Raw genomic sequence first — 12584 nt, 5'->3', positions numbered from 1 at the left:
ACGCCGGATGACGACCGGGGTCGGGACGACCCGTCTCGCGTGGGTAGCCGTGCAACGCCAAGAGGGATATGCTGAAGTGCTTAAATTCCTGCCTTTTGACCCGTGTGTTCTTCGATGAATTCGTCTGCTTCAAAACGCCGCGTCGTGATCACCGGCCTGGGCGTGATTAGTCCGCTGGGAAATTCCGTGTCTGCACTGTGGGACGCTCTCAGCGCGGGCCGCAGTGGCGTAACTCCGCTGACCGTCATTCCCCCCCTGCCCGACTTGGTTCCTTTCGGCGGTGAATGCGCGAGCTTTACTGGCGAGATTGAAGACTTCGGCGAGCTCGATAAAGACCTCAAGAAATCGATTCGGAAGGCGCTTAAAGTGATGTGCCGCGAAACGATGATGGCCGTGGCTTCGGCGCAGCAAGCGATGGTCGATGCCAAGGTCACGAGCGAGGAAGTCTCACCCGAACGATGTGGCATTGTCTATGGCAGCGACTACATGCTGAGCCCGCCCGACGATTTTGCGTCGGCCATGATCAAGTGTGGCGCGAAGGACGGTAAGTTTTCTTATGCCGATTGGGGCCAAACAGGCCTCGGGGACATGAGTCCGCTGTGGATGCTCAAATTTCTGCCCAATATGCCGGCGAGTCATATCGCGATTCTCAACGATTTACGCGGGCCCAACAATTCACTCACGTTGCGTGAAATTTCGAGCATCATGGCGGTGCGCGAAGCGATGCAAACCATCGAACGTGGCCATGCCGATTTGATGGTGGCGGGATCCACCGGCACGCGGATTCATTCCTTCAAGACCGTACACGCCACACAAACTGAGCAAATGGCCAACGCCGGCTGCGAACCAAGTCAAGCCTCGCGGCCGTTTGATGCGAATCGGACGGGCATGGTCGTCGGCGAAGGGGCTGGCGCGATTGTTCTGGAAGAATATGAATCGGCCAAAAAGCGCGGTGCCACGATCTACGCCGAGCTCGTCGGTTCGGGGAGCAGCGTTGTGACGAATTCGCACTTGCAGGGAAATCGCACCAAAGCTTTTGCAAATGTAGCGAAGACCGCGCTCGCCGAAGCAGGGATCTCCCCGGCAGAATGTGGGCATATTAACGCCCATGGCCTGGGAACCAAAGATGGCGATGCGGCAGAAGCCGCGGCGATTACTGAAGTCTTTGGCGATGCCGCGCCGACGGTGCCAGTAGCTGCGGCCAAAAGTTATTTCGGCAATTTGGGTGCTGGCAGCGGCATTGTGGAGCTCGTGGCCAGCGTGCTTTCGCTTACGAACGACAAACTGTTTCAGACGCTGAATTTTGAAACGCCCGATCCGGCTTGCCCGCTCAATGTGACCAAAGAAGCCACCTCGCCCGGCGGCAGCTTCTTGAAGCTGAGCATCACACCGCAGGCGCAAGCGACGGCGGTGGTTGTGAAGCGTGTTTAACAGCATCGGCGATGATTTTCTTGCACGAAGGCTAGGGTTGGTCTATCATCAGGGCGAATTGATTGCGTCCTATACATCATTAGACTGCTCGTAGCAATCATTGACCGGCACGTATGCTGGTCGTGTGCTAATCCGCGCTAGTTTTTGAGTCTTCTCATCTCTCGTTTCTATTCGTGGTCCAGCAAGGAGATCTGCTGCCGTGAGATTTGCCGTCGCTACTTTTTGTCTACTGTTCGCTAGTGTTTTAGGCTCATTGACCGTGTGGGCCTATCCCGCGCCGACGTTTCGCACGATTGCGCTGACGGGACAAGTGGCCCCTGGCACCGACGGAGCGATTTATAACAATTTCAGCCATCCACAGATTGACGCCGCTGGGGGTGTCATGTTTTCGGCCTACTTGACACATGGCGGGGCTACTACGATCTCGAACGACACCGGCATTTGGTCGGAGAAAACAGGGAGTTTATCTCTCCGTGCTCGCGAAGGAAGCCAAGCCCCTGGTACATCTGTGGGGACAAACTTTGGAACCTTCCATGCCCAGGAATTTCCCACGACCCTCTCCCGCACGGGCCTGCTTATGGTCCGCAATAGTCTGCAGGAAAGAGAGGGTAGTGGCGTGTGGGTCGAACGGACTGCTGGGTTGGAACTCGTCGCGCGCGAAGGAGGTTCTGCAACTGGAGTCCAGGCTGGCGCTTTGTGGGGTGTCTTTGAAAACCCAGTCGTGAATTCCCACGGACAGGTGGCGTTCCAAGGACTTTTGCAAAGTGGCCTTGGAGGGGTGAATGGCGAGAATAACCGGGGCGTGTGGGCGGAAAATGCTGGTGGCTTGGTGCTCAAGGTTCGCAAAGGGGATATCGCGCCAGGTTTACCAACCCCGACTTACTTCGGTTCGCCGATGTTCAGTACCCTGCGATTCAACGATGCAGGCCAAATTGCCTTCATGACCGTGATCAACGGCCCGAGCGTGACACCGGCATCCAACCTCACGATATGGTCCGAAGGTTCAGGGACATTGAGCCTTGTGGCCCGTCGAGGCGACCAAGCTCCGGACACCCCTGCCGGGGCCCTGTTTGATCTCAACGCGAATTCCGGCAACATCCTGCGTTTTAATAACTCGGGAAAAGTAGCTTTTCGCACGAACCTCATACCCTCCCCCGCGGCGGGAGTGACTACCCAAAACGATCAAGGGCTCTGGTCTGATGCCTCGGGCAGCTTGAAACTTGTGGCCCGCGAGGACAACATCGCACCCGGGACAAATGGTGAAAGCCTCTTCGATAACTTTTTATTTTACGAATTCAGTGATGCTGGCAATGTGGTGTTCAGCGCCAACACACGGCCCGTTGGCACGGGATTATCGAAGTATGGTATTTGGTCAGCGGACATGGGGGGTGAGATCTCGCTGATTGCCCTGCATGGCGATCCCGCACCAGGGACTTCCGCCGGAACTACATTTTTGATCTCGCGACCTTCTCCGATTCTGAACCCCTTGGGTCACGTGGCTTTCCTGGCTTCGCTGACGGGTGATGGCGTGAATTCAAGAAATGATCAAGGGATATGGGCTCAAGATGCGGCTGGAAATTTGCGACTGGTGTTACGCGAGGGGGAGTCATTTGAAGTTGCCCCTGGTGATTTACGCACGATCTCGACAATCACTACCGCGGATAGCCCCTACTATGGCATCGGCCGCCCACAAATTTTCAATGCCAATCACCAGCTCGCACTGCGGTTATCATTTACTGACTCGTCTCACGGGATCTTTACTGTTTCGCTGGCCGTACCCGAACCGGGGTCTGCAACGCTTGTCTTGATGTGTATCGTTGGCTTGAGCGCTCTCCGCAAGCGATGGGGCTAAAATCGGCGGCGAAAAATTTCTTGTAACACCCCTGCTCGCTTCACGCTGCTTCCTGTACCGAGCGAAACTTTTTCTCGCTCACCCACCCAAGTGCAGGAGAAATCGAAATGAAACGCGCTCTGATCATTTGCCTGGCGATTGTGACCTTACTGGCCGTTGAGAGTTCCGCCGAGGCGGGGCGCCGCAAGGATCGCAAGGCTGCCAAAAAGGGTGGCGGCGGCGTGTATTCTGGTGCTTACCAGCGAAAATCGAGCAGCAACTACTATCCCGTGGTCGCTGCCAGCCACCAAAAGCCCATCATCACGGCTAGCCCCGATCTCACGATTTCCGAAATCGCGACCGTGGGCAACGTGCTGACCTTCACGGTCAAAAACATCGGGCAAACGGCTTCTCCCGAGACCCGTTTGGAAGTGGCGCTGGGCGAGCCGCAGTCCAATCAGCTGGAAGCCCAGAATGTGCGCGTGTTGCCACTGCAGCCGAATCAGTCGGTGCGGATTCGCATTAACTCGGCTCCGGTCGAGAATATTCACGCCCAGGCCCTGGTCGACCCTGACCACTTGGTGGTCGAAACGAACGAGCAGAATAACGACTTGAATGTCACTCTCGCCAAGGAAAGCATCGCCAGCGAACCGCCGACCCTCGCCGAAGAGCACAATTGGTCGCAAACGGGCGGCTGAAATCCTGCCCAAAAAATCAGCTCTTGGCGGCACCGTCACTCGGATGAGTGGGCGGTGCTGTTTTTTGCGCCTGACAGCTGTTTAGACCGACTTTCATCCCTTTTCAGCCGGTTGACACCCGCAATGGGTGGGGTATCATTACGGGATTACGAACTGCTAAGTACCGTTCGTAAAAGGGGTTTCGTGATCTGCACGCTTATGTTGGCGAGCGGAGCCGCTCGGAGTACAGACTCTGATGGGCTGCCGCTTGTGGCGTTTCCAGACGTTGCACACACCCTGTCACAATCCGAACAACCTGGTTGCCGCGCGGCGGGCGAATACGCCGCGGAGAACAAACAAGATGAATGCGAGCGAAGTCCTACGAATCGTCGACGCGATCCATCGCGATAAAAATATCGACAAAGAAATTGTGTTCGAGGGCATCGAAGCCGCGCTCGTCTCGGCAGCTAAAAAATATTACGGCGAAGAGTCGGAAATCACCGTCTCGATTGACCGTGGAAACGGTGCGATCACGGCCACCTGCAACGGCGAGTTGCTCGACTCCGAAGAAACCGTGGGCCGCATCGGGGCCCAAACCGCCAAGCAGGTGATGATTCAAAAGATCCGCGAAGCGGAGCGCGACGCCCTATACGACGAGTACACCGATTTGGTGGGCGAAATGGTGAGCGGTGTCGTGCAGCGTTACGAAGGTGGCGCGGCAACGGTCACGCTTCCCAACGTCGAAGCCATCTTGCCCCGCAGCGAGCAAATTCCCGGTGAAACGCACCACGTCAACGAACGCGTGCGGGCCACGGTGTTTGAAGTTCGCAAAAGCGGTAGTCGCATCAAGGTGATCCTCAGCCGGGCTCGTCCCCAGTTGGTTCAGCGCCTGTTCGAGCAAGAAATCCCCGAAATCATTGATAGCGTGATTGAAATTCGCGCGATTGCCCGCGAGCCGGGTTACCGTTCCAAGGTGGCCGTGAGCAGCAGCGATCAGCGCGTCGATTGCGTCGGTGCCTGCGTGGGCGTGCGTGGCAACCGAATCAAAAACATCGTCGACGAATTGGGTGGTGAGCGTATCGATATCGTCCGCTGGGACGACAATCTCGAGGTACTGATCCCCAACGCCCTGCAACCGGCGGAAGTCGAGCAAGTGATTTTGTGCCGCATGCTGGGCCGGGCCATTGTGTTGGTTCGCGAGGACCAATTGTCGTTGGCCATTGGCCGACGAGGTCAGAACGTGCGGCTTGCAAGCAAGCTGTCGGGCTGGGACATCGAAATCATGACCCAGGACGAGTTGGCCGAATCGATCGACCGAGCCGTGCAAGGCTTCAGTGCGATTGATGGCGTGGTCCAGGAATTGGCCGAAAAATTGGTGGAAGAAGGCTTCCTGAGCTACGACGACCTGTCGATCATCGAGCCTGATGATCTGATGGAGATGGGTGGCCTCAGTGAAGATCAAGTCAACTTGATCGTCGAGCAAGCGGAAGCACGGGCTGAAGAAGCCGAAGCCGCGGCAGCTGCGGCTCGCCGGGCAAAACGTGAAGAGGATCGGATCGCGGCGGCAACGGCAGCCGAAGAAGTTCCCCCCGATTATGAAAAAGTTGCTCCCCCGGAAGAACCTTCCGCGGGCCCGGAAAACTCAGGGGGCGGACCTGAGTAGTTTCTTGAATGTTAACCGTCGTGTTATGAGGAGGATGATCGTTATGGTTTCCTAGGTTTTTAGACACTAACAGAGAGCCCCACAGATCAACAAAGTTTTGTAGCTGCGGCTCTCACGGAGAATTTGATTTGGCGTCCCGTATTTACTCATTGGCGAAAGAACTCAAGTTAGACAGCAAAGAGCTGGTGGATATCTGCGCAAAGCTAGGTATCCGCGGGAAAGGCTCCGCGCTTGCAAGTCTGACGGACGAAGAAGAAGTCAAGCTCCGCGAGCATTTCAAAAACCCAGGTGGCCAGGCGGCTCCCAAGTCGAAACAAGCCGCTCCCCCGGTCGAGCGGCCTAAAGACGTGGTGGTGAAGACAGGCAAGATGCCCGTGCTCGCCGCACCGCGTCCGCCCTCTCCGTTGGCGGGTCTGCGCAAGAAGCGTCCCGAAGAGGAAGGCCCTGAGGAGGAACAAGAACAAGTAACTCCTCCCGCCGCGGAAGCCCCTCCTACCCCTGCTCCGGCGGCTCCTCCCAAGCGGGAAGCTGCCGCGCGCGGACCGCTCTCGGGCGTCATGCGTCGTGATGATTACATTGGCCCCGGTGCCCACCGAGGTGGAAAACTTCCTACGATTGGCCCCGACGGAACGAAGGAAAAAGATCGCGGCGATCGCGAAGGCCGCCCCGCCGGCAACACACCGCGAGTTCGGCCAACGATCAAGCTAGCGCCCATTCCGATGGCCGATACGCCGCCCCCTTCAGCGGCTCCCGAAGTCCCCACGCAAAAGCCTGATCTGAAATTGCCTGCCGACGCTTTGCGAGCAGGCAAAAGTAGTGGCAAACCTCTCGCGGCTCATCTGCGTCGTCATGAAGAAACGCTCGAAGCCAAGAAACGGGCAAAAGCCTTAGGCGTTCCTGCCGTCGACGACGCCACGGCCCTGAATAAAGCCAAAAAGGGCGGTAAGGGCAAAGCTGCCGGTGAAGGCGATGCTCCGATTTTGGGAGGACGCGAACAACGGCAACTAAGCCGTCAGCGTCAAACGCAAAAGGAGCGCGAGGGTGCGAGCGACGAATACCGTCCGCGCAAATTGTTGCGACGCCCACGGCGCGCTGGCGTCAGCACGGCTGCCCCTCGTAAGGAAAAAGTGGCGCTACAGCTTCCCTGTACGGTCCGTGAATTTTCGGAAGCAGCAGGCGTGCCCGCGAGCCAAATCTTGCGCATCCTGATGCAAGAAGGGATCATGGCCAAGATTAACGCCATGATCGACAACGACATGACCGAATTGATCGCCGCGGAGTTGGGGGTCGATATCGAGCTCAAGGAAGCGGTCAGCGTTGAAGATGAATTGCTCGCGGAAGTTCGTGATCGCGAAGACGATCCGGCCGACCTGCAACCGCGTCCTCCGGTCATTACCTTCCTGGGTCACGTCGACCACGGTAAGACTTCGCTGCTGGATCGGATTATCGGCATCAACGTGGTGAGCGGCGAAAGCGGCGGTATTACGCAGCATATTCGCGCTTACACGATTGATAAAGGGGGCCGACAAATTTCGTTCGTCGATACGCCGGGCCACGAGGCCTTTACCGAAATGCGTGCCCGTGGTGCCAACGTCACCGACATTGCCGTATTGGTCGTGGCCGCTGACGACGGCGTAATGCCGCAGACTGAAGAAGCGATCAGCCATATCCGCGCGGCGGAAGTGCCGATTGTCGTTGCTCTGAATAAGACCGATCTTCCCGGCGTGGACATTAACCGCGCCATGCAGGGTCTCTCCACAAACGGTCTGCTGCCGAGTGAATGGGGCGGCGACGTCGAAGTTGTCAAAACGAGTGCGACGACCGGTGCGGGAATCGACGATTTGCTCGACACCTTGCTGACGGTCGCGGAACTGCACGAATACAAAGCCAATCCTAACCGCCCTGCCCTGGGAACCTGCTTGGAAGCTCAACAGGAAACGGGCCGTGGTATCGTGGCCAAGTTGATCGTGCAAAACGGCACGCTCCGCGTGGGCGACGTGCTGGTGTGCGGTCAGACATTTGGCCGCGTCAAGGCAATGTACGACACGCTCGATCCCCACAAGCGTTATGAAGAAGCCGGCCCGAGCGTTCCCGTGAACGTCACCGGCTTTGATGATGCCCCCGGGGCGGGCGACCATTTCTACGTGCTCGACGACATCGCCGACGCTCGCACGATCGCGGCGGCTCGCGCCGAAGAGCAACGGGCTATCGAACTGGGTGACGTCGCGCAGCACGTGACGCTCGAAACCTTGTTCGATCGTCTCGACAATGAGAACGAAATTCAAACGCTCAATATAATTTTGCGGGCCGACGTCCGCGGCTCGATTGAAGCGATCAAAAAAGAGCTGACCAAGCTCGAGCATCCTGAAGTAAAGTTGCGGCTGCTTCAAGCGGCGGTCGGTGGCATCAGCGAAGCCGACATCACGCTGGCCGACGCTTCGGATGCGATCGTCGTGGGCTTTAATGTCGTTGCCGACGACCGAGCCCGTTCGATGGCCGATCAGCGAGGCGTGCAGATCCGTCGTTACGACATCATTTACAAGATCGCCGAAGATATCAAAGCGGCCTTGGAAGGGATGCTCAAGCCCGAGGAGCGCGAAGTCGATTTGGGTCGCGCTTTGGTGCAGCAGGTGTACAAGATCAGCCGCATCGGCGCGATCGCTGGTTGTCGCGTGCTTTCGGGAACGATTGCTCGCAACGCCCGGGCGCGAATTATTCGCGACAGCACGATCATCGGCGATTATGCCATCGACACGCTGCGGCGCGAGAAAGACGACGCCAAGGAAGTTCGCGAAGGCCTCGAGTGCGGCATCAAGCTGGCTGGTTACAACGATATCCGCGAAGGGGATTTGTTCGAAGTTTACAAAGTGGAAGAAGTGGGACGGACCTTCGACGAGTCTGTTGATTCCTAAGGACGACCATGACATCCAGACGCGTTCTCAAAGCCGCCGAAGCGATTCGCGAGGTGGTCAGCATGGCGATTCTCACCGATCTGCGGGATCCGCGGATTCAGGGTGTGACGGTGACGTTTGTCGAAGTTTCACCGGATATGCGGATTGCCAAGGTCCACGTATCGATCATGGGGAGCGACACAACCCAAAAGCTATGCTTAAAGGGCTTGCAAAGCTCGGCCGGGTTCCTGCAGCAAAAGATCGCCAAGCGGATCGACACCCGTTACACGCCGGTGATTCGCTTCGAGCTGGACATGGGGGTTAAGAAATCGATCGCCATCGCCAAAATGCTCAACGATATCTTGCCGGAGGATGAAACCACTGGGAACAAGGAAGACGATTTGGAACCGTCCGAGTTCGATGAACTGGCTGAGGAATGGACTGACGACGAGGATGAGGAATCTCGCTAAGTTGTACGCCGCTCGGCTGGCAAGCGGCTCATTCATGATTCTATTTGATATTTCCAATTGAGAAACGTATTCGATGGCAAGCAATAATCGCGCAGCTCTGATCAACAAGGTCATTAAGGTCGCCAAGAAGTATTACAAGCCCGTGGAAGCTCCGCGCGAGCGCAACGTGCTCGAACATCTTATCTTTGCTAGTTGCGTGGAGAATTCGCTGTACGAAGACGCCGACAAGGTGGTCGCGGCGCTCCAGACGGATTACTTCGATTGGAATGAAGTGCGAGTGTCGTCGATTCGCGAGCTGGCCGAAGTGATGAAGCCGCTCAACGATTCCGAAGATGCCGCCACGCGGGTCAAACGTGTGTTGCAGAGCGTGTTTGAAACTCAATACACGTTTGATCTTGAGCCGCTTAAGAAACAGAATCTTGGGGCAACGATCAAGCAGTTTGAAAAGTTCCACGGCACGACTCCGTTCAGCATTGCCTACGTGACGCAGCACGGTTTGGGGGGGCATTCGATTCCCATCAACCAAGGGTTGCTTGAAGCGATGCGGGTGGTGGGCGTTGTCACAGACGCCGAAGCCGCCAAAGGGGGCGTGCCGGGCTTGGAACGAGCCGTGCCGAAAACCAAGGGTGCCGAGATCGGTTCGCTGCTCCACCAGTTGGGCGTCGAACTGCATCGCAGCCCGTTGGGTCCGACGATTCGCAAGATTTTGCTCGAGATCGATCCGGGCTGCAAAGATCGCTTGCCGAAGCGTCATGTGAAACCGGCCGCGGAAGAAGCCCCCGCACCGGCTCCTGAAGCCGCGAAGAAAACGGACGCAAAGAAAGCAGCAGCCACCGACGGCAAGAAGGTCGAAGTGAAAGCCGAACCCAAAAAGGCCGATGCCAAGAAAGCTGCGGCTCCTGCACCGGTGAAAAAGAAAACCGAAGCCAAAGCGGCTCCCGTGAAAAAGGCCGTGAAGAAAGTCCCCGCCAAGGCGGCGCCCGCGGCCACGAAGAAATCACCGACCAAGAAATTGGCGAAGAAGAAGCCGAAGTAGTCTTACCTGGTCATTCCGAAGGAGCCTAGGCGACAGAGGAATCTGGCTGGCAAACTCACACGGTTTCGATGCGAGTTGATACTGCAAACCAGATCCCTCGGGTCGTACAAATCCCCTCGGGATGACATCCATCTGAAACCTCCCGCAACCTCCTGAATAAATTCTGCTATGGCTGGCCATTCCCATTGGGCGAACATCGCCCAAAAGAAATCAGTAATCGACAAAAAGCGTGGCAAGGTTTGGAGCAAGCTCTCCAAGGCCATCATCTTGGCTGCCAAAATGGGGGGCGGCGACCCGGCCACAAACTTACGCTTGCGCTACGCGATCAACGACGCCAAAGCGATCAGCATGCCTAAGGACAATATCGAACGGGCCATCAAAAAAGGCACCGGCGAATTGGAAGGTGGCAACCTCGACGAGATTCTGTACGAGGGTTACGGGCCCGGTGGCGTGGCGGTGCTGTGCGAGATTCTCACCGACAATCGCAACCGCACTGCTCCCGAGGTGCGCAAGATCTTCGAATACGCTGGCGGTAAATTAGGTGCAACTGGCTGCGTGGCCTGGATGTTCGATCGTAAAGGTTTGATCATCATCGAGAAAGCGCAGTCTGATGAAGAAAAGCTCATGGAGCTCGCCCTCGAAGCCGGCGCCGACGACGTAAAAACCTACGACGATAGCTACGAAGTGATCGCCGAACCCGACGTGTTTGGCGCGGTCTGCGAAGCTCTCGACACCGCGGGAATCGCCACCACCTCACGCGAAATCACGCGGATCCCCAAGGACACGGTCGACCTCGACGTCGACACGGCTCGCGCGGTCCTGAAGCTGATGGAAGGCCTCGATGAGCACGACGACGTGCAAACCGTTTCGGCGAATTTCAATATCCCCGACGAGGCGATGGCGGAGTTGGAAGGTTAGCTACACTGGTCGCTTAAGCGACCAGTCCGCTATTCTTTACCGTGGTGTTCGACCTGGGGCCAGTATTTCTGGAAGTCGAACTCGGGGCTGTTGTCGAGATCGTGGCATTGCATGCACATCTCGACGACCTTGCCGGTGACTTGGGGCGGCGTCGCGCCGTTGACGTTGCCTTCGTTGGGTTGAATTTTGAGCCGTAAGGCGGCCCGTAGCGATTCTTTTTCGGCGTCTGTCACTTCTTCATCCCCACTCTCGGCGGCGACGTGCGAAGCGGCGGGGCCGTGGCAGTTTTCGCAGCCGTTGCCCACCATTAGCGGCGATTCCTTCATTCCCATGAAGCCCGAGACATAGGGAAAGTATTCCTGTGGGTTCCAGCCCGTCACGTGGCAACTGAGGCATTCGGGATCGTACTGCCGTGGAGGATCAAGCTTCACCAACGTTTCGGTCGCATGGGCATGGGGCGTATTCTCGAACACGGCCATCGCTTCAGTGTGGCAGTCGCCGCAGACCTGACTCCCTGCAAAGGAATCGTCGGGATGCTTCACGCCCATGAGTCCTAGACCGGCGAGTGTGGTCGTTTCCAATTCCTTTTGATAATCGATCAGAAGTTGCTGCATTTCGGGGGAATCCTCAAACCGATGATCGAGCGGCACGCGCTGATACTTGAACGGTTCTTGGGGATTGTCGTAGACGCCGATGACCGTGACGTACTGTCCTTTTCTGCCCGTCTCAATGATGTAGGGCTCGATGCCGGGAATCGCCTTTGCACGATTGGGAGGTGTCTCGGCGCCGCCGGTAGTGCCCACGAAATTGAATTTCGGAAACTGCTTGGCGAGCGCGGCCGCCTCGTCGGGCGTGCCATGTACGAGTAAGACTTTGAGATCGGTCCCTTCGAGCTCGGGCAAAACTTTTTCGACCGCCGCGACGGGGTCCGAGATATCGAATTCGCCAGTGGCCGCGAGTTCTTTGCGATACTTCTCGCCCATCACAGCGGTGACGCCGACTTTCTTACCGCCGGCCTCCACAATTGTGAACGGCTTGGTCATGCCATAGAAATCGATGTTCGCCGAAACGAGCGGATTGTCTTTTTGATCAATATTTGCGAGGGCATACAAAATCGGATCGCTGGAAAGCTGTAAGTCTTTGGCACCCAAAGTAGCAGCGTCGTAGCCCAAGTCGATCAACGCTTTGAGCGCGTAGCCGTACTTGATGTTTTGCTGCGGGCCGGTGCGTTTGACGAGTCCCCCCATGTCGAGCGGCACGGGATTCCAGCCGTCGGCTTCCAGTTTCTTGAGCAACGTGTGCCGACGTTTCAGGCCGCCGAGTTGATTTTCGAGTCCCGCACAGCCGCAGGGTTCGATGTAGCCATCCATGTCGCCCGAGAAAACAAGCGTCAGTTGCGGCTTGGGCCAATCGACCAGGATCTCGCCGTTCTTCTGAATGGCATCGGCAATTTCAGCTTCGCGTTCCGCAGGCGTCTTATAACCACCCGTGTCAGCCGACCACAAAACGCCCGAAAGCGCAAACATGGAGAGAAATGCGACGCCAAAGAGCCGCCTCGATCGAGATTGTTCCGCCTTGAACCGCATGGTTGGTCACTCAGTTGACTGTGAGTCGAATGTTCCGGTTTAAGGCCGAATCGTAGCCTTTTGGCCCCCAAACGGCCAGCG

The 12584-nt window shown here is 57.0% G+C and carries 9 protein-coding genes; 8 read left to right on the top strand and 1 reads right to left on the bottom strand.

The genetic code is table 11. The annotated features are described in order from the left end of the window. The first annotated feature begins 114 nt into the window (after positions 1 to 114). The 8 genes from SH678x_RS03970 to SH678x_RS03935 all read left to right on the top strand — a co-directional run bounded on the left by SH678x_RS03970 (position 115) and on the right by SH678x_RS03935 (position 10917). Positions 115 to 1431, top strand: a complete 1317-nt coding sequence (locus SH678x_RS03970; protein WP_496921589.1) for a beta-ketoacyl-[acyl-carrier-protein] synthase family protein — start codon at positions 115 to 117, stop codon at positions 1429 to 1431. Between the two features lie 199 nt (positions 1432 to 1630). Then, a complete protein-coding gene (locus SH678x_RS03965) occupies positions 1631 to 3283 on the top strand; it encodes a DUF7453 family protein (protein WP_496921588.1) in 1653 nt (550 codons plus the stop codon). 107 nt (positions 3284 to 3390) lie between these two features. Beyond that, on the top strand, positions 3391 to 3960 hold the full coding sequence (locus tag SH678x_RS03960) for a CARDB domain-containing protein (protein ID WP_496921587.1): 570 nt from the start codon (positions 3391 to 3393) through the stop codon (positions 3958 to 3960). A 340-nt stretch (positions 3961 to 4300) separates the two neighbouring features. Continuing rightward, positions 4301 to 5602, top strand: a complete 1302-nt coding sequence (gene nusA / locus SH678x_RS03955) for a transcription termination factor NusA (protein ID WP_496921586.1) — start codon at positions 4301 to 4303, stop codon at positions 5600 to 5602. 128 nt (positions 5603 to 5730) lie between these two features. Next, on the top strand, positions 5731 to 8514 hold the full coding sequence (gene infB / locus SH678x_RS03950) for a translation initiation factor IF-2 (protein WP_496921585.1): 2784 nt from the start codon (positions 5731 to 5733) through the stop codon (positions 8512 to 8514). An 8-nt stretch (positions 8515 to 8522) separates the two neighbouring features. Then, a complete protein-coding gene (gene rbfA / locus SH678x_RS03945) occupies positions 8523 to 8963 on the top strand; it encodes a 30S ribosome-binding factor RbfA (RefSeq protein ID WP_496921584.1) in 441 nt (146 codons plus the stop codon). A 73-nt stretch (positions 8964 to 9036) separates the two neighbouring features. Further along, positions 9037 to 9999 carry a hypothetical protein gene (locus SH678x_RS03940; protein WP_496921583.1) on the top strand — a complete coding sequence of 321 codons (963 nt, stop codon included), beginning with the start codon at positions 9037 to 9039 and terminating at the stop codon, positions 9997 to 9999. A gap of 168 nt (positions 10000 to 10167) precedes the next feature. Next, positions 10168 to 10917 carry a YebC/PmpR family DNA-binding transcriptional regulator gene (locus SH678x_RS03935; protein ID WP_496921582.1) on the top strand — a complete coding sequence of 250 codons (750 nt, stop codon included), beginning with the start codon at positions 10168 to 10170 and terminating at the stop codon, positions 10915 to 10917. Between the two features lie 29 nt (positions 10918 to 10946). Here the strand turns inward: SH678x_RS03935 and SH678x_RS03930 are convergent, their stop codons facing one another. Next, positions 10947 to 12443 (bottom strand): multiheme c-type cytochrome, encoded by a 1497-nt coding sequence (locus SH678x_RS03930; protein WP_496921581.1) that lies wholly within the window; start codon positions 12441 to 12443, stop codon positions 10947 to 10949. Between the last annotated feature and the right edge of the window lie 141 nt (positions 12444 to 12584).

The sequence above is a fragment of the Bythopirellula superficialaquae genome, assembly GCF_059632245.1.
Note: the sequence above shows the minus strand (reverse complement) of the source record. Positions and strands in the feature narration are given on the sequence as shown.